Genomic DNA, 25,106 nt, shown 5'->3' with positions numbered 1-25,106 from the left:
GCGACGCGCGCAGACCTTAGAATCCATGCCGTTACCTCGGCCGAAGAATGCAACGGTTCAGAATAGCGGCTGGCGACAGTGCCAGCTAAGATCGCAGCATGACAGGCTACGTCTACATGACCGCAAGCCAGAAAGGCGGCACGATATACATCGGCGTCACCAGCGACCTTGCCCGTCGAATGCCCGAGCACAAGACCGGCCAAGGCTCCAGCTTCACCAGCCGCTACGGCGTACAGCGCTTGGTCTGGTACGAGGAGTATTTCGACATCACCGACGCCATCCAGCGTGAGACGTCATTGAAGCGCTGGCCACGCCAATGGAAGATTGAATTGATCGAGAAGACCAATCCGGAATGGTTCGAGCTCTTTCGCGGGATTGGCTGGTGAACGTTCTGCACCGTTGCGGCGCTCGGGCGTGACGGCATGGATTCTAGGGTCTGCGCGCGTCGCTTCGCTCCTTGCTCCGCCCTAGAATGACGACGCCGAGGGGCTACCGCTCCCCTCAAACACCGGCAAATCCCTCGCCGCCTCGTCGATCTCCGCCCAGGGATCCCCCGACGTCTCCAGCAATCCCGGCAGCGAGGCGTAGTTCAGATCCTCCGGCGCGTCGATCGTCTCCAGATCCGTCCAGCTCACCGGGGTCGAGGCCGGCAGGTTGGTGCGGGCGCGCAGCGAATAAGGCGCGGCGGAGGTGTGGCCGCGGGCGTTGCGGTGGAAGTCGATGAAGATGCGCTTCTTGCGGTTCTCCTTGCCCATCGTCGTGGTGAAGGTGTCGGGCGCGGTCGAAGCGAGGAAAGTCGAAATGGCGCTGCTCGCCTGGTGCAGTTTCTTCCAGTTCTGCTTGCGCGTCACCGGAACCGTGATGTGGATGCCCTTGCCGCCGGAGGTTTTCGCGAACGGCACCAGCCCGAGGCCTTCGAGCCCGCCCTTGATGTGGACGGCCGCCTCCACCACCTCGCGCCACGAAATCCCCTCGCCGGGGTCGAGGTCGAAGACCACCTGGTCCGGCTTGTCGAGTTTCGTGCGATGCGTGCCCCAGGTGTGGAATTCCACGACGCCGAATTGCGCCAGCGCCAGATAGCCTTTTGCTCCCTCGACCGAGAGGTAGGATTTGGTTTCGCCTTCGGAGTTGGTGGCCTCGAACGTGACGACCGAAGGCGGCATGCCTGTGAAGGCGTGGCGCTGGAAGAAACAGTCCTGCGGCTTGCCCGTCGGGCAGCGCACCAGCGACACCGGGCGGCCGATGATATGCGGCAGCATGAAATCGCCGACCAGCGCGTAATAGACGGCGATGTCGAGCTTGGTCGGCCCGGTCTTGCCGAACAGGCGCCGCTCCGGATTGGTGACCCAGATGGTGGCGAGGTCGGATTCGGCGATCAGCCGCTTGCGCTTGACCGGCACCGGCGTGGTGAGTCCGCCAACATCGCGCAGGCCGCGGAAGACGCCATGGCGGATCGCATTGTCGGCGGTGCGGTTCGAGTAATGGATGCGGGCCGAGAGCAGAGGCTTCACCCAGTGCATCTCACGCATGATCTCGCGCGGCACGCCTTCGGGCGGCGTGGCGCCCGCCGTCATCCGCTCCAGCCTCGCGAGCAGGTCCGCCGCCATCCCGGCATCGAAGCCGGTGCCGACCTTGCCGCGATAGTGCAGTTCGCCGTTCTCGAACTCGGCCATGCCGAGCGCCGCCAGCCCTTCCGCCCTGTCGGAAACGGTGTAGCCGGCGATGACGAAATCGTCCGTCTTGAGCGCCTTTGCCTTGGTCCAGCTCTTGGTGGGGCCGCTCTGGTAGATGGCGTCGGCGCGCTTCGAGACGACGCCTTCGAGCCCCAGTTCCGTCGCCTGGTCGTAGAGGCCGCGCCCATCGCCCTCGACATGGTCGCTGTACTGGATGGCGGCATTGGCCGCCTGACCGGCGAGCAGCTCGGCAAGCAGCGCCTTACGCTTTTGCAGCGGCGCCTTGCGCAGGTCCCAGCCGTCGAGGTGCAGAAGATCGAAGGCATAGAAATGCAGCTTCGAGCCGGCGCCTTCGGCGAGCGCGTCCTGCAGCAGCGCGAAGCGGGAGATGCCCTTGTCGTCGAGCACCATGATCTCGCCGTCGATGATCGCCTGGCTGACCGGCAAGCGCGCGAAAGCTTGCGGAAGATCGCCATAGCGCTTGGTCCAGTCGATGCCGCCGCGGGTGATCAGCCGCACCTCACCGTCCACCACATGCGCCATGGTGCGATAGCCGTCGAATTTTATCTCGTGCAGCCAGAGCGTGCCGGTGTTCTCGATCGGCCCACCGGGCGGCTCCGTCACCTGCGTTGCAAGCTGCGGCTCTATCCGGCTTGGCGGCTCGCCCTTCACCGCGCCCGGCAGCGCGCCGGGCTTCAAAGAGCCTGGCTTGGGCGGCAGGCGCTCCGGCCTGCTCGGCGGCGCTACCAGTTCCTCGATGCGGCGGCCCGACTTCACGCTTTCCGGCCGCGCTTCGAGGATGTCGAGCTTGGTGTCGGAAGCGAGGTCGCGCTCCTTGAAGAGCAGCCAGTTCTTCTTGTTCTCGTCCTCGCCGGGTTTCGGCTTCAGCCTGGTCAGCATCCAGCCGCCGTTAAGCTTCTGGCCGGCCAGCCGGAACTTGAAGGCGCCCGTCCTGAGACTCTTTTCGACATCCTCCATCGGCGCCCACGTGCCGGTGTCCCAGACGATCATCGGCCCGCCGCCATACTCGCCCTCGGGAATGACGCCCTCGAAGTCGATGTATTCGATGGGGTGGTCCTCGGTCTCGACGGCGAGGCGCTTGTCGGCGGGGTTGAGCGAGGGGCCGCGGGGGACAGCCCAGCTTTTCAGCACGCCGCCGACTTCGAGGCGCAAGTCGTAGTGGTCGGCAGTGGCGTGATGCTTGTGCACGACGAAGCGGTTGCCGCCCTCACCTGCCGATCCGCCCGCTGGCTCGGGCGTGCGGCTGAATTCGCGCTTGGCGCGGTAGGGTTTGAGTTTCGAGGGCATGGGTTAGATGCCAAAGCGCAAAGCAGACAATCGCAGAGGCTGCGTTCCTTCGCGCCCCCCTCTGTCCTGCCGGACATCTCCCCCTCTAGGGGGGAGATTGGCAGTTCGAACGCCGACACTCCCCTTAAAACGTCCGAGGTTGGCGAAAGCAGCGGCAGCATCTGATCTCCCCCCTTGAGGGGGAGATGTCCGGCAGGACAGAGGGGGGGACTGTCCCGCCAGCATTTCGGATTTTCCTAAGGAGCAGCGATGCGGAAGAACGAAAATCACGCTCAATCGTCGGTAGCCGGCGTCAATTCCAGCTCGGCCGGCGTCAACCCTTGCCTCAGCTGGCTCAGCCGGAACTCGTCGACCCAATAGGCCTCGCCGTCAACCAGCACGCGCGCCTGATAGGTGCCGCCGGAAAAGCTCTGCGCGGAGACATAGATCTTGTGGCGGTCGAGCGCCTTCTTCACCGCGGCGCGGCGGGAATTTTCTCTGGCGACGGGACTGGCCATGGCCTCACTCTGTACAGGCTGCCGCTCAAGGGCGGCGCTTATTAGGATGGCGGAGAGCGGCGAGTGAGTCAATTTGGCGCAGCTGGAGCGCTGATCTCCCCCACAAGGGGGAGATTAGCTGTCACCGCTGCTCTAATAGTCCATTCCCGCCCCCGGAGGCGTTGCGGGACCGGCCTCCTTCCTCGGCTTTTCCGCCACCATCGCCTCGGTGGTGACCAACAGCCCGGCGATGGAGGCGGCGTCCTGCAGGGCGGTGCGCACCACCTTGGCCGGGTCGATCACACCTTGGCTGTAGAGGTCGCCATAGCCGCCGGTCTGTGCGTTCCAGCCGAAAGAGAATTGCCCGTTCTCGCGCAGCCTGCCGACGATGATCGAGCCTTCGGCGCCCGCGTTCTCGGCGATCTGGCGTACCGGCGTTTCCAGCGCACGGCGCACGATCTCGACGCCGGTTTTCTGGTCAGGGTTGTCGACGGCTGCCGCGTCGAGCGCCTTTGCGGCTCTCAGCAGCGCCACGCCGCCGCCGGGCAGGATGCCCTCCTCTACCGCGGCGCGGGTGGCGTGCAGCGCATCGTCGACACGATCCTTGCGCTCCCGGACCTCGACCTCGGTCGAGCCGCCGACGCGGATGACAGCGACGCCGCCCGCGAGCTTGGCCAGCCTTTCCTGCAGTTTCTCGCGATCGTAGTCGGAAGTGGTTTCGTCGATTTGCTGCCTGATCTGGGCGACGCGGCCCTCGATCTCGGGCTTGGCCCCGGCGCCGTCGACGATGGTAGTGCTCTCCTTCTCGACAGTGATCCGCCGGGCGCGGCCGAGCATGTCCAGCGTGACATTCTCCAGCTTGATGCCGAGATCCTCGGAGATGACCTGGCCGCCGGTGAGGATGGCGATGTCCTCCAGCATCGACTTGCGGCGATCGCCGAAGCCCGGCGCCTTGACGGCGGCGACCCTAAGGCCGCCACGCAGCTTGTTGACGACCAGCGTCGCCAGCGCTTCGCCTTCGACGTCCTCGGCGATGATCAGAAGCGGCTTCGCCGACTGCACCACCGCCTCCAGGATCGGCAGCAGCGCCTGCAGGTTGGACAGCTTCTTCTCATGGATCAGCAGATAGGGCTCATCGAGATCGGCGCGCATCTTGTCCTGGTTGGTAATGAAGTAAGGGCTGAGATAGCCGCGGTCGAACTGCATGCCCTCGACCACCTCGAGCTCGGTCTCGGCGGTCTTGGCCTCCTCGACAGTGATTACGCCTTCATTGCCAACCCTCTGCATCGCTTCGGCCAGGAAGCGGCCGATCTCGGCGTCGCCATTGGCCGAGATGGTGCCGACCTGGGCGATCTCGTCGTTGCGGGTCACCTTGCGGGCATTGGCCTTGAGCTCGGCGACGATCACTTCCACGGCCCTGTCGATGCCGCGCTTCAAATCCATCGGGTTCATGCCGGCGGCAACGGCCTTCGCCCCTTCCCTGACGATCGTCTGGGCGAGCACCGTGGCGGTGGTGGTGCCGTCACCGGCAATGTCGCTGGTCTTCGAGGCCACTTCGCGCACCATCTGCGCGCCCATATTCTCGAATTTGTCGACCAGTTCGATTTCCTTCGCCACGGTCACGCCGTCCTTGGTAATGCGCGGCGCGCCAAACGACTTCTCGATGACGACGTTGCGACCCTTGGGGCCGAGCGTCACCTTAACCGCGTCGGCCAGTATATCGACGCCACGCAGCATCTTGTCGCGAGCTTCGGTGTGGAATTTCACTTCCTTGGCAGCCATGAATCCCTCCCTCCGCGAGGATCTGCAGCCGGACCTCGCGTGCCTATCGCAACTAGTCTGGCGCAAAGGGGTTTCAAGTGCGCCGGTCCGGAATTTTTTGGCACCCGTCTTGATTTCAACGCGCTGTAATCATGAGGTTATTCGGGATAGCGAATCGGAGACTATGTCTCCCTCACTGCTGCCGCAACTTGTGCGCCGCAGCATCGGAACACTTCGCCTCGTCAGCCCGTTCAAGGAGACCCGGCCGCCGGCCTTGCCAGACCTTCGCGCAAGCGGCACAACAGGCTGTGCCGCCGCTGGCGAGCAAGGGAGATAGCGATGGTTCAGATCAGGGCGATGACGAAGAACGACATGGCCGCCGTCTCGCGGCTGCTCGGCCAGTCCTGGCGGCGTACCTATTCGCCGATCATGGGCGAAGACGCCACGGCCAGGCTCTCCGACGAGAAGCACGCGCCCGACAAGCTCGCGGCCGAACTTGCCGACGACAACAAGATGTCGTTCGTCGCCGAGCGGACCGACGGCTCGATCGCCGGCTATGCGATGGCGGCGATGGACGAGAAGGGTGATGTCATGCTCGACCGGCTGCATATCGAGCCGCAGGAATTCGGCAGGGGCCTTGCCGTCGACCTTTTGCATGCAGTGCTTGCCGCCCATGCCGGCATTCCCAGCATCGCGCTGGAGGTGATCGAGGGCAACGACCGGGCGGTTGCCTTCTACCGCAAGCACGGCTTCGAGGTGGTCGAGCGCCGGCCGGCCGCGCATGGCGTCGGCGGCCACGCCTCGCTGATCATGCGCCGGCTGCTGCCGATGGCCTGAAGCGCGGCGCTGGACGTGTTCCGCCCCGGCCCTATAATTTCGCAAGCGCTAATTTCTCACCGGAGACAGACAGATGAGCCTGGGCAAGCGGAAACTCGGCAACCAGGGGCTCGTCGTCTCGGCCATCGGCCTCGGCTGCATGGGCATGAGCCAGTCCTACGGGCCGGCCGACGAGGCGGAATCGATCGCCACCTTGCACCGGGCGATCGAGCTCGGCTGCACCTTCCTCGACACGGCCGAAGTCTACGGGCCCTTCCTCAACGAGGAACTGCTCGGCCGCGCGCTGAAGGGCCAGCGCGATGAGGTGACGATCGCGACAAAATTCGGCTTCCGCATCGTCGACGGCAAGCAGGACGGCACGGGGCGCGACAGCCGGCCGGAGCATATCCGCGAGGTGGTTGACGCCTCGCTCGCGCGGCTCGCCACCGACCGTATCGATCTGCTCTACCAGCACCGCGTCGACCCCGAAGTGCCGATGGAGGATGTCGCGGGTACGGTTGGCGAGCTGGTGGAGGAAGGCAAGGTGCGCTTCTTCGGCCTGTCGGAGGCGGGCATCGCCAATATCCGCCGCGCGCACGCCGTGTATCCGGTCTCGGCGCTGCAAAGCGAATATTCGCTGTGGGAACGCAACCTCGAAGCCGAGATCATCCCTGCGCTCAAGGACCTCGGCATCGGCCTGGTCCCGTTCGCGCCACTCGGCCGCGGTTTCCTAGCCGGCGACGTCAAACGCGCCGAAGAGTATCCGGAAGGCGATTTCAGGCGCGGCGACCCGCGCTACCAGGGCGAGAATTTCGATGCCAATGTCGCCGCGGCCGCCACGGTGCGTGACATCGCCGCCGCCAAGGGCGTGAAACCCGGCCAGGTGGCGATCGCCTGGCTCATCGCCAAGGGCTCCGAGTTCGGCATCGACGTCGTGCCGATCCCCGGCACCAAGCGGCGGACTTATCTCGAGGAAAATGTCGCGGCGGCGGATATCAAGCTCGACGCCACCGAGATGCTGGGACTCGACATGGCGCTGACGCCGGACAAGGTGTCGGGGCCGAGATATAACGAGCGGACCATGTCGATGGTGGATCGGTAGGGGCTGCCGCGGTCGGGACAATACTGAAACGCTGGCGGGACAGAGGGGGGCGCGAAGGAACTCGACCTCACAGTCTAAACGCTAGCGCCCTCACCCGCCGATCAGCCAGCACCTCACTTCTTGTTGCAATCCGGCAACGCCTCCATCGCCTTCCTCGCCTCCCCCTCGCTAGCGTATTTCTTCTTGCCGAGATCGACGACGAGCGTCCCGTCCGGCTTCTTCGGCACGATCTCGCATTGCTTCGAGACGGCATCCCTGGCGACCCAGTATTCCTCCGCCGCCATGGCGGGCGGGCCGATGAAGCCGGCGGTGAGGAGGATTGCGAAAGCGAGAGCGCGAACCATTTCCCGGTCTCCTTGCTTCATGTTGCTGGAAAGCAGGCCGGAGCGGTGCCGGTGCTCCAGTCATTGACCCCAATTCCACGGAAGACCGCAGCGCACTTTCCTGCGATTGCTCCGACGAAAACGCCCTCCCCGCGCTTCCGTTCCAGGCATCCGGCGGCGGTGAAACCGGCATGCCGGGGGAGCGGGCGGCTTCCAAAGCGGCGGCCGTCCCGAAAGCACCGAAGAAAAAACGCCTGCGCGCCCGCTAGGCGAGTCTTGACTTCGGCCGACCGGCCTCCAGATCGACACTTGCCGATCCCGTGCGAGCGCAGGACATGCAAGGCTGCATCCCGGCCGCCGCCGGCGCGCTGAACGACCGGTCCGGCGAAGCGCACAGCCAAGGTTGCCCGGCACTGTCGCACCCGCATCGCGCGTGCCAGAAGGAGGACATTGAAATGGCAATTCGTGATCTCATTCCCTGGAACAGGGAAGGCAATCAGGTTCCGGGCTTCTATCGCGACGCCGATCGCGATCCGTTCATGGCGCTGCACCGCGAGATGAATCGCCTGCTCGACGATGCGTTCCGCGGCTTCGGCGCCGGGCTGCCCTCGATCGGCGGCGCCTTTGGCGGGCGTCCCGGATGGCCGAGCCTCGAAATCTCCGACACCGGCAGCGAAATCCGCGTCATGGCGGAAGTTCCCGGCATGGAGGAGAAGGACATCGAAGTGATGCTCGACGAGGGCGTGCTGACGCTGCGCGGCGAGAAGCGATCGGAAAGCGAGGACAAGGACAGGCAATTCTCGGAGCGCTTCTACGGGCGCTTCGAGCGGCGCATTCCGGTCGGCACGGAGGTCGAGGAAGACAGGGTCAACGCGGCCTTCCACAACGGCGTGCTCACGGTGATCCTGCCGAAGACCCAGCGGGCCCAAGCGAAAGCCAAGCGCATCCCGGTCAGCGGCGCCGCCCCGAGTTCCGGCAAGAGCAAGCATTGACCGTGCCGGATCCCGGTTGCACGGCTCAGCCGCCCGAATGCGGGTCGATGCTGTAGGGGTGCACGGGATAGCCGGGGCCGATCGCCTCGCTCACCCGATCGATCCAGGCGCTGACCGCCGGATAGTCGGCGAGCGAGAAGCCACAATCCTCGGCGCGGTGGCTATAAGCATAGACGGCGATGTCGGCGATGGTGAACGAGTCGCCGACGAGGAAGGGCGTGTCTTTTAAGCCGCGCTCGAGGGCGCCGAGCGCACGGGTGCCCGCCTCGCGCTTGCCGGAAGCAAGCGCCTTGTTGCGCTGCAGCCGCCCGGTCAGCGTCCAGAAGCGCAGCGAGCCGATGACCGGCTCGACATGATACTGCTCGAAGAACAGCCACTGCATGACCTTGGCGCGGAGGTAACGATCCGCCGGCAGATAAGGCGAGCCCTCGGCGAGGTAGACGAGGATCGCATTGGACTCGGCGATCGCCTCGCCATTTTCCAGGCCAAGCGCCGGAACGGCGCCGGCCGGATTGAGCTTCAGGAAAGCCTCGGTGTGGCTCTCGCCCTCGAAGATCGACACCTGGTGGGTTTCGTAAGCGATGCCGAGCAAGCCGAACAGGACGCGCACCTTCCAGGCGTTTTGCGATGGCAGGTAATCGTAGAGCGTGAGCATGGCGGGTCCCTCTATCGTGCAGGTGGCTTGCTTCGCATGGGCGTTGCACAGGCGCCACCCGATTTATGCGCCATTAATCTCCCCCTCGAGGGGGGAGATGTCGCCGAAGGCGACAGAGGGGGTCGTCTCACGTAAATCGCCAGCGTCGTCTCGTCGCGGAGCGCGTTGGCGCTTCACGCGAAGCGACCCCCTCTGGCCTGCCGGCCATCTCCCCCCTCAAGGGCAGGGCTGTCCGGGGAAAGTTTTTCGGTTGCGAACAGGGCCATGGAGGACTCGCATCGATTGCATTTTTCGAGCTTTGGACCCCAATCGGTGCTCTTTCTTCCGCACCTGCTGCGGCTGGCCGGCAAAAACAATGGACGTCGCGCCCATCGAAGGTTGCGAAAGCGCGAGCAAAGACTCGTCTGCGTTGTGCAAAGATTTTCCCCGGACAGCCCTGCTCAAGGGGGAGATCGCAGTTCCGCCACGCCTCACCCCGCAATATCCTTCGCGACCGCCTGCGCCTCGATGCCGATCTCGCGCAGCAGGCCGGTGACCGGATTGTAGAAGCCGACGAGATAGACGCCCAACTCCGTGGCGCGGGCATTCACCCCGCTCTTGCCCGGCCGCAGCTCCGCAGGCACAAAGCCGTCATAGCCTGGCCGATAACCGGTGGCGAAAAGCACCGCGTCGAAGTTTTTCTCCCGCCCGCCGGCGAATTTCGCGCCGTCTTCCGTGAAGCTCACGATGTCAGGCGCGATGCCGATCTTGCCCGCTTTGATCGCCGCCACGGTGCCGACATCGATCACCGGAATGCGCCCGGCGTCGATCTGCTTGAGGATGCCGGTCTTCGGCCGCACGATGCCGTATTTCTCCAGCCTGCCCAGCGCGAGATCCAGGATTTTTGGAAACATCCAGTCATTCAGCGCCTGCGGCATCGGCCGGCTGGCTATGCCCACCATCTGGATCGGCACGCCGAAGAGCTGGCGCGGCACGATGTGGACGCCCTTGCGCACCGAGATCGTCGGATGGGCGCCGCTCTCGGCAAGATCGAGCGCGATCTCCGCTCCCGTGTTGCCCATGCCCACGACCAGCACGCTCTTGCCGACATAGGGTGCCGCTTCGGTGTAAGCGGCGCTGTGCAGCACCTCTCCCTTGAACGCCTCGATGCCTGGAAGGCCCGGCATGATCGGCTCGGCATTGTTGCCGGTGGCGATCACGATCTTGCGGGCGCGGATCTCGCCGGCATCGGTGTCGACCAGGAATTTTCCGCCCTCGCGGTGGATCGATTTCACTGTCACGCCGAAACGGGGCTCGAGGCCGAACCGCTCGGCATAGGCATCGAGATAGGCGACGACCTTCTCGCGCGGCACATAGCGGGGGTGGCTTTTGGGGAACGGCATGAAAGGCAGCGAGGAAAACGACTTCACCGTGTGCAGATGCAGCCGGCGATAATGCCGCCGCCATGTCGGCGCCACCTCGCTGGCCTTTTCGAGGATGACGAAGTCCTGCCCAGCCTGTTTCAGGCAGGCGCCGACGGCCAGACCGGCCGGTCCCGCGCCGACAATGACGACATTGGTGTCCATGCTCCCCTCCTCCCGCAAGGCCATATCAGGCTATGCCGGGAGGTATGGGAGCAGCAAGTGGGGAGAAACACCTATCCTTCGGCGCCGGCGCCTATCGCCCTCCTTGTGGGGAGATAGGGGCGGCGCTACTCCGTCGGCGCCTCCGGCTCGTCTTCGGGCGGCTCCAAAATCTCGATCAGCCGCGCCACGCGCGCGCCGGGCATCGCACGACCCTCGTTCATCAGCGCCTCGTCCGCGCCGATCCAGGCGAAGGCCTCGCGCAGTTCCTCGAGGCTGGCGCCGGTGAGCGCGATGTCGGCGATCACGGCCTCGTCAACAGGACCAAGCACGGAAATGATCTCGTTGCGGGTCATCTTGTCCTCCCCCAGGGTCGGGACGATGGCATAGAAACGGATAGCGGGCCGGGCGGTTCCGGGCGGGCACCAAAGTCGGGCGCCGGCGGGACAGCACCCCCTCTTTGCTCCCACCGCTGTTAGCCGCTATGCACAAGGCCCTCGCCCGGAATCCCACCGAGTCCCCATGCAGCGAACCATTCCCTTCCTCACCGCCCTGCTCCTCACCACGCCCGCTCTCGCCGACTGGAAGCCGGTCGAGAAAATTGCGAACTATGCCATCTCGGGCCAGACAGTGGAGGCGCTCTATGTCTCGATCGGCGAAAAGGGTCCGGTGATCGGCAAGGACTCGGCCGGCAATGAGCGGCGGGCCATCGCGCACACCAACTTCAAGCTGACCTGGCAGCGGGATTATCAACCGCAGGCCGGCGCTTGCGTGCTGAAGACGGCGCGGCCAAAACTCATCATCACCTACACTTTGCCAAAACCCGCCGCAAAACTTGCGCCCGCCGTGCAGGCGCGCTGGGACGCGTTCGCCTCCGGGCTCGCCGCGCATGAGAAGGTGCATGGCGCCGGCATCGTCGACATGGTGGACAAGATCGTCGCCTTCAGCGTCGGCCTCACTGTCGCCGATGACCCCGGCTGCACCAAGATCAGGGCCGAGCTGACGCAATATCTCGATCAGCTTTCCAAGGCCCAGCGCCTAGCCAGCCGCGACTTCGACAAGGTCGAGTTCGGCGCGGGCGGGAACCTGCAGAGGCTGATCGCGGCGTTCCTGATTGGCAAGTGAGCCCTCAACGACGAAAGTATAAGGGCGCGCGCCGCCGCTTTACAGGCGGATTTGGTAGCGCTACCGTTTCACTGTCGCGTGACCCGGGGGGAGCTGGGGCAAACGTCGCCGACGCCAGTGGTGGATGCTTGCCGGCATCCGTTTCAGCCACACCTTGATTGGAAACGGCTCCCCGCGAGACCTCGCAGGGACCATCGGGAGGAATTCGATGGCGTCTGTCGCGATTGGCGATGTTTACAAATCGTTCGGAGCCACCCAGATTCTGCATGGCGTCAGCGTCGACATAGAAGACGGCGAGTTCGTCACGCTGGTCGGGCCCTCGGGCTGCGGGAAATCGACCCTTCTCAGGATGATCGCCGGCCTGGAAAAAATCTCGCGCGGCCATATCTCGATCGGCAGCCGGATCGTTAACGACGTTGCGCCAAAGGAGCGCGACGTGGCCATGGTCTTCCAGAACTACGCGCTCTACCCGCACATGACGGTTGCCGAGAACATGGCGTTTTCGCTCATGCTCAAGGGAGTGGCCAAGGCGGAGAGCGATGCCGGCGTGAAGCGGGCGGCCGAGATCCTCGGGCTGGTGCCGCTTTTGTCGCGCTATCCGCGCCAGCTTTCGGGCGGCCAGCGCCAGCGCGTCGCCATGGGCCGGGCGATCGTGCGCAATCCGCAGGTGTTCCTGTTCGACGAGCCGCTCAGTAACCTCGACGCCAAGCTCAGGGTTCAGATGCGGGCCGAGATCAAGGAACTGCACCAGCGGCTGAAGACCACGACGGTCTATGTCACGCACGACCAGATCGAGGCCATGACCATGGCCGACAAGATCGTGGTCATGCATGACGGCGTCGTCGAGCAGATCGGACCGCCGCTCGAGCTCTACGACCGGCCGAACAACCTTTTCGTCGCGAGCTTCATCGGCTCGCCCGCCATGAATCTGCTCAAGGGCACATTCGCAAACGATGGCGCGCCGTCCTTCCGGGGCGCGGGAGGCGTCTCCGTGCCTTTGCCGAAACCACCTTCGATCGGCAACGGCGAAGCCATCGTGCTCGGCGTGCGGCCCGAGCATCTGCGGCTGGCCGACGACGGCATTCCAGTCACGGTGGCGGTGATCGAGCCGACCGGTTCAGAGGTGCAGATTATCGGCCGGACGGCCGGCGGCGAGGATATCGTCGCTAATTTCCGCGAGCGCCATTCCTTCGCGCCGGGAGAAACCATTCGGCTGTCGGTCGAGCCTGGTCCCATCCATCTGTTCCGCGGCGAAACAGGCCAGCGGATCGAAGCGGCGCGATAGACCATGCAACGAGGAAGCAACAGGAGGAGACGAGCATGAAATTCACCAGACGCGACGTGATCCGCACGACCGCCGGCGCGGCCGCAGGAGCCTTGGGCAGCCGTTTCGTCGGCTCGAGCGCCTTCGCGCAAGAGGGCCTGACCTACAAGCCGGAGGAAGGCGCCAAGCTCCGGCTGCTGCGCTGGTCGCCTTTCGTGCAGGGCGACGAGGACCAGTGGCTCAAAAATACGAAGCGGTTCACCGAAGCGACGGGCGTGGAGGTCCGCGTCGACAAGGAGAGCTGGGAAGACATCCGTCCGAAGGCCGCGGTCGCCGCCAATGTCGGCTCCGGCCCCGACCTGATGTTCGTCTGGTTCGACGACCCGCACCAATATCCCGACAAGCTGCTCGACGTGACGGAACTCGGCGACTATCTCGGCAAGAAATATGGCGGCTGGCACGACGGCCCGAAGCAGTATGCGACGCGCGAGGGCAAGTTCCTCGGCCTGCCGCTCGCCACCATCGGCAACGCCATCGTCTATCGCGAAAGCTGGATGAAGGAGGCTGGCTTCGCCGAATTCCCGAAGGACACCGCCGGCTTCCTCGAGCTCTGCAAGGCACTCAAGGCGAAGGGCCATCCGGCCGGCTTTACCCATGGCCACGGCGTCGGCGACGGCAACAATTACGCGCATTGGCTGCTGTGGAGCCATGGCGGCCAGATGGTCGACGAGAAAGGCAAGGTGACGATCAACAGCCCCGAGACGCTCAAGGCGATCGAGTATGCCCAAGAGCTCTACAAGACCTTCATTCCCGGCACCGAAAGCTGGCTCGACGTCAACAACAACCGTGCCTTCCTGGCCGGCGAAGTGAGCGTGATCGCCAACGGCATTTCCGTCTACAACACAGCCAAGGTCAACAAGGACAAGGATCCGAAACTGACCGAGATCGCCAAGGACATGCGCACGACCAACATGCCGATCGGTCCGGTCGGGAAGTCCGTCGAGCTGTACCAGGTGACCACCGCCGTCATCTTCAACTACACGCCCTACCCCAACGCCGCCAAAGCCTACCTGCAATTCATGTTCGAGGACCCGCAGATGACGGACTGGGTCACGTCGTCGGCCGGCTATTGCTGCCAGACGCTGAAGGCCTTCGACAACAATCCGGTCTGGAAGGCCGACCCGAACAATGCCGCTTACGCGAAGGCCTCGGCGACGCTGCGCCCCAACGGCTATGCCGGGCCGCTCGGCTATGCATCGGCCGCGACCATGGCCGACTATGTTCTGGTGGATATGTTCGCCAAGGCAGTGACCGGCCAAGCGACGCCGCAGGAGGCGATGGAAGAGGCCGAAAAGCGAGCCAACCGCTACTACCGCGTCTGATCGCGTCGGACAGCTTAAGACGGGTGGCCGCGACAGCGCGGTCACCCACCGTTCCACCAGACCTCCAAAGGAGCCCGCGCCATGGCCGTGCCGTCCGTTGCCGTTCAGCGGCGTCCGTCGCTCCTGTCGCGCCTCGCCGAGAGCCGGAACACGCTTGGTCTCGGCTTCATGCTGCCGGCGGCGGCGCTGCTCCTGGTTTTTCTCACCTATCCGCTGGGGCTCGGCGTCTGGCTCGGCTTCACCGACACCCGCATCGGCCGGCCCGGCATCTATATCGGCATCGAGAATTACGAATATCTCTGGAGCGACGGCGTATTCTGGCTCTCGGTCTTCAACACGCTGCTCTACACGGTCAGCGCTTCGATCCTGAAGTTCGTGCTCGGCCTGTGGCTGGCTCTCATCCTGAACGAGAAGCTGCCCTTCAAGTCGTTCTTCCGCGCGGTGGTGCTGCTGCCCTGGGTGGTGCCGACGGTGCTGTCGGCCATCGCCTTCTGGTGGATCTACGATTCGCAATTCTCGATCCTGTCCTGGGCGCTGCAGCAGATGGGACTGATCGACCATCGCATCAATTTCCTCGGTGACCCGACCAATGCGCGCGCTTCCGTCATCGCGGCCAATGTCTGGCGCGGCATTCCGTTCGTCGCCATCACGCTGCTCGCCGGCCTGCAGACCATCCCGCAGTCGCTCTATGAAGCTGCTACGCTCGACGGGGCCAGTCGCTGGCAGTTGTTCCGCCATGTGACGCTGCCGCTTTTGACGCCGATCATCGCCATCACCATGACGTTTTCGGTGTTGTTCACCTTCACCGACTTCCAGCTGATCTACGTGCTGACCCGCGGCGGACCGGTGAACGCCACCCATCTGATGGCGACATTGTCGTTCCAGCGCGGCATTGCCGGCGGCCAGCTCGGAGAAGGCGCGGCGATCGCCGTCGCCATGATCCCCTTCCTGCTGGCGGCGATCCTGTTCAGCTATTTCGGCCTGCAACGGCGCAGGTGGCAGCAAGGCGGCGGAGACTAACATGGCCGCGATCAAGGAAGCCGAACGCATGGAAACCGACGAAGGCGGCATGGGCTATCTGCAGAGCCTGCCGCGGAAGGTGGTGACGGTCTATCTGCCGCTGCTGGTGTTTCTGATCGTGCTGCTGTTTCCGTTCTACTGGATGACGATCACGGCGGTTAAACCCAATGTCGAGATGACCGACTATGTGAACTACAATCCGTTCTGGGTCGTGCATCCGACGTGGGAGCATATTCGCTACCTGCTCTTCGAGACGTCCTATCCCGGCTGGCTGCTCAACACGGTGATCATCTCGACCGCCGCCACTTTCCTGTCGCTGGCGGCCGCGGTGCTTGCGGCCTACGCGATCGAAAGGCTGCGGTTCTCGGGCGCGCGCCAGGTCGGCCTCGCCGTCTTCCTCGCCTATCTCGTGCCGCCTTCGATCCTGTTCATCCCGCTGTCGGTGATGGTGTTCAACCTCGGCCTTTACGACACGCCGTTTGCGCTGATCCTCACCTACCCGACCTTTCTCATCCCGTTCTGCACGTGGCTGTTGATGGGCTATTTCCGTTCGATCCCGTTCGAACTGGAGGAATGCGCGCTCATCGACGGCGCGAGCCGCTGGCAGATCCTCACCAAGATCGTGCTGCCGCTGTCGGTGCCCGGCCTGATCTCGGCCGGCATCTTCGCCTTCACGCTGTCCTGGAACGAGTTCATCTACGCGCTCACCTTCATCCAGTCGTCAGAGAAGAAGACGGTGCCGGTCGGCGTGCTCACCGAACTCGTCCGCTCCGACGTCTATGAATGGGGAGCGCTGATGGCCGGCGCGCTGATCGGCTCGCTGCCGGTCGTCGTGCTGTATTCCTTCTTCGTCGAGCACTACGTGTCCTCGATGACGGGCGCGGTGAAGGAATGAGAGCGGAAAATGCTCTAAAAGCTGATCTCCACCGCCGCAGCGCTCCGCTTCGCCTCGCCGTGGAACACGGCCTCGATGTTGTTGCCGTCCGGGTCGAGCAGGAAGCAGGCATAGTAGCCGGGGTGGTAGCGGCGCTCGCCCGGCGCGCCATTGTCCTTGCCGCCGGTGGCGAGCCCTGCCTTGTAAAAGGCGTCGACCATGGCGCGGTCCTTGGCCTGGAAGGCGAGATGGTGGCGGCCGGTGAGCACCCCGAGCGCCGCGCGACTGTCGGCGCTGGAGACGAACAGCTCGTCGGCCCAGAAGTAATCCTCGGCCTCACCGCCGACCGGGATGCCCAGCACCCCGAACACCGCGCCGTAGAAGCGCCGGCTGGCTTTCAGGTCGCGCACCACCAACTGGATGTGGTCGATGAGCCGGCCGCGGTAGAGTTGCATGGGGTGGTGCCTCCTCCTGATTGTTACGGCTCAATCTAGATGGGGCCAGTGCGCGGTCAATGAGGGGGTGGGAGGCTGCTGACAGTTTGAGACGCTGGCGGGACAAGCGCCCCCCTCTGCCCTGCCGGGCATCTCCCCCGCAAGGGGGGAGATCAGCAGCTCCGGCGCCGGCGCCCCCTTTCCGACGTTGAAGATTGGCGAAAGCCGGCACGACAGCCAATCTCCCCCTTGCGGGGGAGATGTCCGGCAGGACAGAGGGGGTGTGAAGGAACGCCAGCGTCTGTGCGTGAATCCCTGTGTTGCACCGCCGGTGCCCCCAAAAAATCCGGATAAAAAATGCAACCGGATTGTAGGATCGGCTTCTCCCCCGGCGTCCTTCGGACGCAAGCGGCACGATGAGCCTGGAAAAACCGTGCCGCATCAAACAGGATGCCTTACGGCATGGGAGAAAACCATGAACCATTCCTATCGTTGGGTCATCGTCGCGGCTGGCGCGCTGATGACCTGTGTGGCGCTCGGCGCGATGTTCTCGCTGGCGATCTTTCTCGAGCCGATGTCGATCGACACCGGCTGGTCGCGCGCCGGCATTTCCAGCGCCATGACCTTGAACTTCCTCGTGATGGGCGTCGGCGGCTTTGCCTGGGGCTCGATCTATGACCGCCTCGGCGCCCGACCGGTCGTTCTGGCCGGCGCGGTGCTGCTCGGCCTGGCATTGGTCGTGGCGAGCCGCGCTAACTCGCTGCTGGTCTTCCAGCTCAGCTACGGCGTGATCGTCGGTCTCGCGGCCAGCGCCTTCTTCGCGCCGATGATCGCGCTCACCACCGCCTGGTTCGACACCAACCGCAGCCTGGCCGTGTCGCTGGTCTCGGCCGGCATGGGGGTGGCGCCAATGACGATCTCGCCCTTCGCGCGCTGGCTGATCTCGGCCTATGACTGGCGCACCGCCATGTTCGACATCGGCGTCATGGCATGGGTGCTTCTGCTGCCCGTGGTCTTGCTGGTGCGCCAGCCGCCGGCGACGGTCGCGGCATCCGACGGCAGCATGCCCTCGCCCGCAACCGACGATCCCGGCATGAGCGTCGGCCAGGCACTGCGTTCGCCGCAATTCCTGGTGCTGGGCATGACCTTCTTCGCCTGCTGCGCCGCGCATTCAGGCCCGATCTTCCACATGGTCAGCTATGCAATGGCCTGCGGCGTGGCGCCGATGGCCGCCGTCTCGATCTACAGTGTCGAGGGCCTCGCGGGCCTCGGCGGGCGCCTGCTCTATGGCGTGCTCGGCGACCGGCTTGGCGTCAAGCCGGTGCTGATCACCGGCCTTGCCATCCAGGCCGCGGTGATCGCCGCTTATCTGGCGGTCGGCCAACTCGAGCAGTTCTATGTTTTGGCCGTCATTTTCGGCGCCACCTATGGCGGCGTCATGCCGCTCTATGCGGTCTTGGCGCGCGAATATTTCGGGCCGCGCATCATCGGCACCGTCTTCGGCGCGGCCACCATGCTCTCCAGCCTCGGCATGTCGTTCGGCCCGTTAGCCGGCGGCATGATCTACGACGCCTATGCCAGCTATTCCTGGCTGTTCATCGGCTCGGCGCTGGTGGGGCTCGGCGCGGCCGGCATCGCGATTGCCTTCCCGCCGCAGCCGAGTAGGCAGCGGCTGCAGATGGCGTAGCGCGAGTAATCTCCCCCCTCGAGGGGGAGATGTCGCCGAAGGCGACAGAGGGGATCGCCGCGCGTGAAGCGCCGACGCCCTTCTCTTTCGCATGGGGCGCCGGCGATCTACGCGCTAGGACCCCCTCTGACCTGCCGGGCATCTCCCCCTCGAGGGGAGATTACGCGTTCAAACGGCGAGAAATCCATTTGCCCGACGACGGCGAGTGTGAAACTCTGCGCCAAGACGCTGCATCTGAAATGCCGGCCAGGCCGGCGCGATCCATGATCCCGGGGATATTGCAGTGGCCGCAGGCGTGGAAGCCGCAGAAGCCAGGAATTGGTCCCGCCTGCTGAGCGCGGCGGAGAGTGGCGATGCCGATGCGCTTGGCTCGGAACTCAAGGCGGGCGCGGACATCAACCAGGCCGACGAAGACGGCTGGTCGGCGCTTCATCTCGCTGCCCACAACGGCCGCATCGCGGTGCTCGAAACCTTGATCGGCCACCCGGCGATCGACGTGAACTCCAGAAACAAATGGAAGAGCACGCCCTTGAGCCTGGCCGCGGCTAAGGGTCATCTCGCCTGTATCCAGGCGCTGGTGAGGCATTCATCGATCGATATCGATGCCCGCGCCGACTACTACGGCAGGACCCCGCTGATCGAAGCCGCAAGAAACGGGCATCTGGGCGTCGTCAAGCTGCTCGTCGAGCATGGCGCCGACGTCAACCTCGCCGACAAGACGGGACGCAACAGCGCGCTCATCGAGGCGATCAAGGGACGCCACCTCGAGGTCGCGCAATATCTGCTGGCCACCCGGAAGGTGAACTTCCTCAATAAGGACATGCGGCTCAACGCCCTGATCTGGGCCGGCAGCACGCGCAACGCCGAGCTCATCGGCAAGCTGGACGCCGCGATCCATTGTTTCTTCGAAGGCAAGTGAACGGCGCCCGTCAGTTCTTGAACCGTCAGGCCGGCGCCACCCCTTCGAGGGCTATGATGCGTGTATGGGCGCAGCGGAAGCGGAGTTGCTTCAGCCTCTCATACTCCGGCGAGTCGTACCACGCGGTGAGCGCGGCCATGTCGGGAAACTCGATTATGACCAGGCGGTGCGGCTCCCAGTCGCCTTCAAGCAGCCGCGTAGCGCCGCCCCGCGCCAGATAATGCCCGCCGTAGCGGGCCTCGGTTGCCGGCACCTCGCGCCTGTATTCGTCGAACATGGCCATGTCGGTGACATCGACATCTGCAATCAGGTAGGCGGCCATCACGTTTCTCCTCCCGTTGTAAATCATCAGGACCGGGATCCGGCGCGCCCCCCTCTCGTCGAAACTCTGCCGACGCGGATTTTATATTAGAATTTCCTCATACAGAAGAAAGCCCGCCGTGGCGGCGCCAGATTTCCTCGCGTGGGCGTCGGATCGCCGTGTTCAGTTCCTCAACGCGATCGTCGCCGCCGCCCCGCCCATGCAGACCGCGGCGCCGCGGTTGAACAGGCGTGTGGCGCGCGGCGATTGCAACGTGCGGCGGGTCTTCGCGCCGGCGACCGCGAAGGGAAATTGCACCGCGGCCAGAATGATAGCGGTGATAGCCAGAAGGATCGGCACGTCGAAAGCGGACAGCGCGCCGATGTCGACCACTGTCGGCAGGATCGAGATGTAGAACAGCACCGATTTCGGATTGCCGAGCGTGACCAGCACGCCGGAGAGGAAGGCGTTGCCGCCGTTGCGCGCCACGCCACTTTCAGACGCTTCGAAGCTCTCGCCCGCCCTCCAGAACTGGACGGCAAGAAAACAGAGATAGGCAACGCCCGCCCATTTGATGGCGATCAGGAGAAAGCTGAAGGTCTCGGCGATGAAGGCCAGGCCGGCGAGCACCGCGGCGAGGTAGAGCACGTCGCCCAGCACCATGCCGGCGGTCATCCAGGCCGCCTGCCGGTAGCCGCTCCGCAGCGCCTGCGCCACGATGGCGACGATCTGCGGCCCTGGGATGATGGCGGCGATCGCCAGCGCGCCGGAATAGGCGGCAAAACCCGACAATGTCATAGTGATTTGCCCTTCGATGATCGGTGGAGGAAGGACAATCCGAGGGCGGGGCGACGGTGTCAACCGTGGCTGAGGAGGAGCCGGCGGCTAAGCGCCAATCTCCCCCCTTGCAGGCCCTCGAGGGGGAGATCGGCGATCGCCTACGGTCCAGCGACGGCCAAGGGCGGCCCGGTAATCTCCATATCGAATTGAGCCGCGATCGCTTTGATTTCCGCAAGATCGCGCGGAATCTCCAGCCCCTGCGCGGCAACCGTCGGGAAAAAGCTTTCGAGACCACCTGGAGACAGAATGGCGATCCATCGTGCACGCTCAACGACGACGAACGCGTGCTCAACGCCAGCGGGAATGTAGAATATGTCTCCGGCGGTGCGTTCGGAAGCTTCCCCGGCACGCCAGAAGCGCAGCCGCCCTTGCAGAATGACGAAGACTTCGTCGGACTTGGGATGACGGTGGCGCGGCGGTCCATCGCCCGGACCAGCATGGGATGCAAATGCTCCAAACTTTCCGCCGGTCTCGCGCGGCGTCAGAAGCGCTTCGTAGTGCGTGCCATTCCAATCGGTCTGAGTACCAGCTGCTACCCGCGTTTGCATCCGAGTCTCCCGCGATAGAAATGGTTTTGCACCGGCAAATAGTTACACGTAACGTCGGGCGGTCGCCTCATATGAACATATGAGATGCGGCGCGGGACCGGCGGGGAAATGGTTGTCAGTGAAACCGGCTTCCGGCAAACTGCGGGTCCGTCGGGTGAGGAGCGGTAAATTCCGGCCAGGACAGATGTCAGAAGCGCGCGTCCACGACTTCGATCGACTGGTCGGGCAGATTTACGATGCGGCGGTTGAGCCCGGCCGCTGGCCGCAAGTTCTCGAGATGCTGTCGGATTTCCTCGAGGGCGCCGCCACCAAGCTGACATTCCAGAACGCGAGGACATCGCGCAGCGAAGCGAGTTCGGTACGCATGCCGCCGGAGGCGGACCTCACCTATGCGCGGTACTACTACAAGACCAATGTATTCCTGCCGCGTATCGCCAGGCTGCCCGCCGGCACGTTGATTCCGGTTTGGAACCTGCTGCCGCGCGAGAGCTACCAGCGCTCCGAGTTCTATAACGACTTTTGCCGGCCCGGCGACATGTGCCACCCGATCGGGGTCGTGCTCGCCAACGAGCCGGACATGCGCGTCGTGTTCACCTGTGGACGCGCCAAGACGGCCGGCGATTTCGAGCCCGAGCATCTCGACCGCCTGCGCCGCGTCGGGCCGCACCTGGTCCGCGCGGCAAGCGTGAGGCTGCGGCTCTCGCGCTCCGAGCTCGCCAGGGATGCCAATGCCGCGGCGCTCGACCGTGTCGCCCAGGGCGTACTGATCGTGGCGGCGAACGGCGAGATCCTGTTCGCCAACCGGGCGGCTGCGTCACTGCTCGCCGAGGCCGATGGGATCAGGACCGAGAGATCCGTGCTTCGCGCAAGTAGATCGGCGGATACCACGCAATTTCAGCGGTTGATCACCGCGGCCGCCGAGCGATCGGATGCCGCCGGCGGCGTGATGGCGCTCACACGAACCGAGCCGCGCAGGCCGCTGAGCGTGCTGGTGGCGCCGCTGACTATCGAGTCGACGTGGTTCGTGGCAGGTCGCCCTGCCGCGATCGTGTTCGTGGCCGATCCGGACAGCACGCCGCGGACCGCGCAGGACCAGTTGCGCAATCTCTATCGGCTGACCCCGGCCGAGGCAGTCGTGGCTATGGCGATCGCACGCGGCGAAGGGCTGCAGGCGGTCGCAGATGAGCTCGATATCAGCCTGACCACAGCGCGCACCCACCTGCAGCACATATTCGAAAAGACGGAGACGCGGCGACAGGCGGAGCTGGTGCGCCTCATCGCGGCCACTGCCCTTTACGACCGACAATAGCCAGACCTTTTCGCAGGCGGGCAACGCCTGCGCTCCTCTCCACCCGTACTGCTTCAACGGTCCCTGCCGGGACATCGCCCCCTCTGGCCTCCCCACAAGAGGGAGATTGGCTCACCCCGTGCCCGTCCCCGACCTCAGCGCCTCCCTGCCCTCGTCGTCGCGGCGCAGGCGCGCGTCGGAGATCAGCACCACCGGGCACGGGCAGCGCTGCAGCACGCCGCTCGTCGTCTCGCCGAAGATGAGCTCGGTGCCCGGCCGGCGCGCCACGCCCATGACGATCAACGCCACGTTCCTGCCGGCCTGGCGGGCAATGGCATCGGCGGCGGCGGCCCTTGAGCGGATGGCGGTCTCGATCTCGACGCCATAGCGGTCGGCAAGCGCGACGATGTCCTTCAGCACAGCCTCCCTGCGGCGATGCGAGACGGTATCGCGCGGCTCGTCGCGGCTGACCCGCGCGACATAAAGCATCTTGACCGGCGCACCGGTGACGGCGGCAATGGCAAGCGCCAGCTCGGCGCCTCGGCGGGCGACCGACGTACCGTTGACCGGCACCAGGATCCGGCCAGACTGGGGGCTGAGCCTCGGCATATGCCGGCCGGCGCTCGTCGGCTTCAGCACCAGGCAGAGCGGTCCGTCGAAGGCGCCGGCAACCTCGTTCAGGCGCCGCGAGAAGCTGCCCTTCGAGGTCAACGCGCGGCCGAGACCGATGAGCAGCATGCCATAGCCCTTGCGCGCTTCCTTGGCGACCGCCTCGGCCGAGAGCGGCGCCTCGTGCCGGCGGCGCATGAGCGGCGCTTCACGCGCCGGCTCCTCGTCGGCTTCCTTCGCCGCCTCGCGGCCCTCCTCGGCGCCCTTCTCGATCTCGTCAAGATGCGCCGCTTCGCCGGGCTCGGCGTCGCTTTCGCCGCTGGCATGCAGCGCCGTCATCGGTTTGCCGGCGCCGATCACGCCGGCAAGGTAGGCGGCGAAGCGGCCGACCACGCCCTCGTCGACCACCACCAGCAGCCGCTCCAGATTGGCGATGAAGCCCCGCTGGTCGACCTCCTCGCGCTCCAGCCTCTTCTTCTCCGCCTCGCCGACCGGCAGCCGGCCGAGAGCCCAGCGCAGCGTCGGGGGCATGGCCAGAGTGGTGATAACGGCCATAGTCAGGATCATGGTGAAGAGGTTGTGCGAAAGCACGCCCATCGACAGGCCTATCGAGGCGACGATGACCTCGGTCGAGCCGCGCGCGTTCATGCCACAGCCGACCGCGATGCCCTCGCTGCGGCTCATGCTGGAAAGTTCAGCGCCGATGAAGGCGCCACCGAACTTGCCGATGCTGGCGATGGCCACCAGCGCCACGGTGAGCAGCGCGAGCTCGGAGTCCATGAGCACGGTGAGGTCGGCGGACAAGCCCGCGACGCCGAAGAACACCGGCATAAAAAGCGCGGTGATGACGCCGCGCAGCTGGCCCTCGATGTGGCGCGACAGGATCGGCGACTCGCCGACGAGTATGCCGGCCACGAAGGCGCCGAGCACGGTATGGACGCCGATCAGCTCGGTGATCAGCGCCATGGCGCCCATGATGGCGAGGATGACGGTGACGACTGCATATTCGCTACGGAAAGTGTCGTTGGTCCAGCGGATGGCGTCGAAGACGATGCGGCGGCCGAGCGTGAAGGAAAACGCCATGAAGAGAGCGACGCCGGCCAGCGTGAAGGCCAGGCTGCCGGCCTCGATGCGGCCATGAGTGGCGATGCCGATGGTAATGGCGATGATCACCCAGCCGATCGTGTCTTCGATGATGGCCGAGGAGACGATGATCTGGCCGAGGTCGCGGCGCATGAAGTTCATCTCGCGCACCACCATGGCGACGATCTTGACCGAGGAGATCGACAGCGCGGTGCCGAGGAAGAGGCCGGCGACGACACGCTCGCTGCCGGTGGCGAGCAGCGAGGCCGGCATGAACTGCGCCGCCACGAAGCCGAGCACGAAAGGCACGGCGACCCCGGCGGCGGAGATGGAAAAGCAGGCGCGGCCGACGCGGCGCACCAGCCGCAGATCCGTCTCCATGCCGGTGAGCAGGAGAAGCATCAAGACGCCGAGCTGGGCGATGGCGTTGATCATCGACTTTTGCGCGGCATCGCCGGCAAAGACCACGCGCTCGGCCGCCGGCCACAGCCAGCCGAGCAGCGAAGGCCCGAGCAGAATACCGCCGATCAGCTGCCCCATCACCGCCGGCTGGCCGAGGCGCTCCAGCAATTCGCCGATGCCGCGGCCGACGACGAGCAGCAGGATGACTTCGAGAACGAAGATGCCTTCGCTGGACATGCCGCTCTTCTCGGCGGCGAAGGCGACAACCGGCATCAGCGCAAATGCTGCGCCGCCAAGCCCGATCGTCCAGCGCCGATTGGGTAGGAAGGACAAAATCATGCACCCCTCAATTATGCTTCGCCATAACGGTTTCGCGCGTGCTTCGGTTGCACGGCGGTGGAGTGCGTAATCTCTCCCTGGTGGGGGAGATGTTCGGCAGGACAGGGAGGGGCGCCCTAGAGCGCTGACTCACGGTTTAAACCCCCCGGCTACGCCTCATTCTAAAGGCCATAGACGTGGCTGCAACAGCTGAGAGGCAGATTGGACAGCGCCCCCTCTGCCCTGCCGGGCATCTCCCCACGAGAGGGGAGACTGGCAGCTGCCACGTCTACAATTCAATTCAAATGCGGTTGTGGATGTTTGCGTTTGGGTAAAGCGACTCG

General features: G+C 64.8%; 24 protein-coding genes. 12 read left to right on the top strand and 12 right to left on the bottom strand.

Annotated features, from left to right (window positions below):
- Window positions 1–98 precede the first annotated feature (98 nt).
- Window positions 99–386 (top strand): GIY-YIG nuclease family protein, encoded by a 288-nt coding sequence (locus tag ABID26_RS28880; protein WP_126097029.1) that lies wholly within the window; start codon window positions 99–101, stop codon window positions 384–386.
- Window positions 387–467: 81 nt separating this feature from the next.
- Here ABID26_RS28880 and ligD read toward each other — a convergent pair whose 3' ends face one another.
- The 3 genes from ligD to groL all read right to left on the bottom strand — a co-directional run bounded on the left by ligD (window position 468) and on the right by groL (window position 5,239).
- Window positions 468–2,981 (bottom strand): DNA ligase D, encoded by a 2,514-nt coding sequence (gene ligD, locus ABID26_RS28875; RefSeq protein ID WP_292304984.1) that lies wholly within the window; start codon window positions 2,979–2,981, stop codon window positions 468–470.
- Window positions 2,982–3,253: 272 nt separating this feature from the next.
- Entirely contained in the window at window positions 3,254–3,478 is a 225-nt protein-coding gene (locus tag ABID26_RS28870) for a hypothetical protein (RefSeq protein ID WP_126100791.1), read from the bottom strand.
- A gap of 132 nt (window positions 3,479–3,610) precedes the next feature.
- Window positions 3,611–5,239, bottom strand: a complete 1,629-nt coding sequence (gene groL / locus ABID26_RS28865) for a chaperonin GroEL (RefSeq protein WP_292304831.1) — start codon at window positions 5,237–5,239, stop codon at window positions 3,611–3,613.
- A 318-nt stretch (window positions 5,240–5,557) separates the two neighbouring features.
- Here groL and ABID26_RS28860 point away from each other — a divergent pair, with 318 nt between their 5' ends.
- On the top strand, window positions 5,558–6,055 hold the full coding sequence (locus ABID26_RS28860) for a GNAT family N-acetyltransferase (protein ID WP_292304830.1): 498 nt from the start codon (window positions 5,558–5,560) through the stop codon (window positions 6,053–6,055).
- Between the two features lie 73 nt (window positions 6,056–6,128).
- Window positions 6,129–7,136: an aldo/keto reductase gene (locus ABID26_RS28855; protein ID WP_292304829.1), complete on the top strand. Its 1,008-nt coding sequence runs from the start codon at window positions 6,129–6,131 to the stop codon at window positions 7,134–7,136.
- A 113-nt stretch (window positions 7,137–7,249) separates the two neighbouring features.
- On the opposite strand, the gene ABID26_RS28850 is transcribed toward ABID26_RS28855, so the two are convergent.
- Window positions 7,250–7,480: a hypothetical protein gene (locus ABID26_RS28850; protein ID WP_292304828.1), complete on the bottom strand. Its 231-nt coding sequence runs from the start codon at window positions 7,478–7,480 to the stop codon at window positions 7,250–7,252.
- 434 nt (window positions 7,481–7,914) lie between these two features.
- Here ABID26_RS28850 and ABID26_RS28845 point away from each other — a divergent pair, with 434 nt between their 5' ends.
- The gene (locus ABID26_RS28845) at window positions 7,915–8,451 is read left to right on the top strand and encodes an Hsp20/alpha crystallin family protein (protein WP_292304827.1); all 537 of its coding nucleotides are present in this window, start codon (window positions 7,915–7,917) and stop codon (window positions 8,449–8,451) included.
- A 25-nt stretch (window positions 8,452–8,476) separates the two neighbouring features.
- Here ABID26_RS28845 and ABID26_RS28840 read toward each other — a convergent pair whose 3' ends face one another.
- From ABID26_RS28840 to ABID26_RS28830, 3 genes are all read right to left on the bottom strand, one after another.
- Entirely contained in the window at window positions 8,477–9,106 is a 630-nt protein-coding gene (locus tag ABID26_RS28840) for a glutathione S-transferase family protein (protein WP_292304826.1), read from the bottom strand.
- 470 nt (window positions 9,107–9,576) lie between these two features.
- Entirely contained in the window at window positions 9,577–10,671 is a 1,095-nt protein-coding gene (locus ABID26_RS28835; protein WP_292303859.1) for a flavin-containing monooxygenase, read from the bottom strand.
- Window positions 10,672–10,796: 125 nt separating this feature from the next.
- Entirely contained in the window at window positions 10,797–11,024 is a 228-nt protein-coding gene (locus tag ABID26_RS28830; protein WP_126100798.1) for a hypothetical protein, read from the bottom strand.
- A 166-nt stretch (window positions 11,025–11,190) separates the two neighbouring features.
- Between ABID26_RS28830 and ABID26_RS28825 the strand changes: the two genes are divergently transcribed.
- From ABID26_RS28825 to ABID26_RS28805, 5 genes are all read left to right on the top strand, one after another.
- Complete coding sequence (locus ABID26_RS28825; RefSeq protein WP_292303858.1) at window positions 11,191–11,793, top strand: DUF922 domain-containing Zn-dependent protease; 603 nt, start codon at window positions 11,191–11,193, stop codon at window positions 11,791–11,793.
- Window positions 11,794–12,001: 208 nt separating this feature from the next.
- Window positions 12,002–13,078, top strand: a complete 1,077-nt coding sequence (locus ABID26_RS28820; RefSeq protein WP_126100800.1) for an ABC transporter ATP-binding protein — start codon at window positions 12,002–12,004, stop codon at window positions 13,076–13,078.
- 35 nt (window positions 13,079–13,113) lie between these two features.
- Window positions 13,114–14,439, top strand: a complete 1,326-nt coding sequence (locus ABID26_RS28815) for an ABC transporter substrate-binding protein (protein WP_126100801.1) — start codon at window positions 13,114–13,116, stop codon at window positions 14,437–14,439.
- Window positions 14,440–14,607: 168 nt separating this feature from the next.
- The gene (locus tag ABID26_RS28810) at window positions 14,608–15,459 is read left to right on the top strand and encodes a carbohydrate ABC transporter permease (protein WP_435528621.1); all 852 of its coding nucleotides are present in this window, start codon (window positions 14,608–14,610) and stop codon (window positions 15,457–15,459) included.
- Window position 15,460: 1 nt separating this feature from the next.
- A complete protein-coding gene (locus ABID26_RS28805; RefSeq protein WP_292303856.1) occupies window positions 15,461–16,354 on the top strand; it encodes a carbohydrate ABC transporter permease in 894 nt (297 codons plus the stop codon).
- Between the two features lie 14 nt (window positions 16,355–16,368).
- Here the strand turns inward: ABID26_RS28805 and ABID26_RS28800 are convergent, their stop codons facing one another.
- A complete protein-coding gene (locus tag ABID26_RS28800; RefSeq protein WP_292303855.1) occupies window positions 16,369–16,788 on the bottom strand; it encodes a VOC family protein in 420 nt (139 codons plus the stop codon).
- Between the two features lie 454 nt (window positions 16,789–17,242).
- Between ABID26_RS28800 and ABID26_RS28795 the strand changes: the two genes are divergently transcribed.
- Together ABID26_RS28795 and ABID26_RS28790 are read left to right on the top strand one after the other, a co-directional pair.
- Window positions 17,243–18,454 carry an MFS transporter gene (locus ABID26_RS28795; protein ID WP_292345645.1) on the top strand — a complete coding sequence of 404 codons (1,212 nt, stop codon included), beginning with the start codon at window positions 17,243–17,245 and terminating at the stop codon, window positions 18,452–18,454.
- A 283-nt stretch (window positions 18,455–18,737) separates the two neighbouring features.
- The gene (locus tag ABID26_RS28790) at window positions 18,738–19,373 is read left to right on the top strand and encodes an ankyrin repeat domain-containing protein (RefSeq protein WP_126100806.1); all 636 of its coding nucleotides are present in this window, start codon (window positions 18,738–18,740) and stop codon (window positions 19,371–19,373) included.
- A 25-nt stretch (window positions 19,374–19,398) separates the two neighbouring features.
- Here ABID26_RS28790 and ABID26_RS28785 read toward each other — a convergent pair whose 3' ends face one another.
- From ABID26_RS28785 to ABID26_RS28775, 3 genes are all read right to left on the bottom strand, one after another.
- On the bottom strand, window positions 19,399–19,695 hold the full coding sequence (locus ABID26_RS28785; protein WP_126100807.1) for a DUF1330 domain-containing protein: 297 nt from the start codon (window positions 19,693–19,695) through the stop codon (window positions 19,399–19,401).
- A gap of 162 nt (window positions 19,696–19,857) precedes the next feature.
- The gene (locus ABID26_RS28780; protein ID WP_126100808.1) at window positions 19,858–20,472 is read right to left on the bottom strand and encodes a LysE family translocator; all 615 of its coding nucleotides are present in this window, start codon (window positions 20,470–20,472) and stop codon (window positions 19,858–19,860) included.
- A gap of 140 nt (window positions 20,473–20,612) precedes the next feature.
- Window positions 20,613–21,062, bottom strand: coding sequence for a cupin domain-containing protein (locus tag ABID26_RS28775; protein WP_126100809.1), 450 nt, complete (start codon window positions 21,060–21,062; stop codon window positions 20,613–20,615).
- 184 nt (window positions 21,063–21,246) lie between these two features.
- Here ABID26_RS28775 and ABID26_RS28770 point away from each other — a divergent pair, with 184 nt between their 5' ends.
- Complete coding sequence (locus ABID26_RS28770) at window positions 21,247–22,371, top strand: helix-turn-helix transcriptional regulator (protein ID WP_354417225.1); 1,125 nt, start codon at window positions 21,247–21,249, stop codon at window positions 22,369–22,371.
- A gap of 111 nt (window positions 22,372–22,482) precedes the next feature.
- Here the strand turns inward: ABID26_RS28770 and ABID26_RS28765 are convergent, their stop codons facing one another.
- A complete protein-coding gene (locus ABID26_RS28765) occupies window positions 22,483–24,783 on the bottom strand; it encodes a cation:proton antiporter domain-containing protein (RefSeq protein ID WP_126100811.1) in 2,301 nt (766 codons plus the stop codon).
- Window positions 24,784–25,106 lie beyond the last annotated feature (323 nt).

This window comes from Mesorhizobium shonense, from assembly GCF_040545255.1.
Lineage (GTDB): Bacteria > Pseudomonadota > Alphaproteobacteria > Rhizobiales > Rhizobiaceae > Mesorhizobium > Mesorhizobium shonense.
Note: the sequence above shows the minus strand (reverse complement) of the source record. Positions and strands in the feature narration are given on the sequence as shown.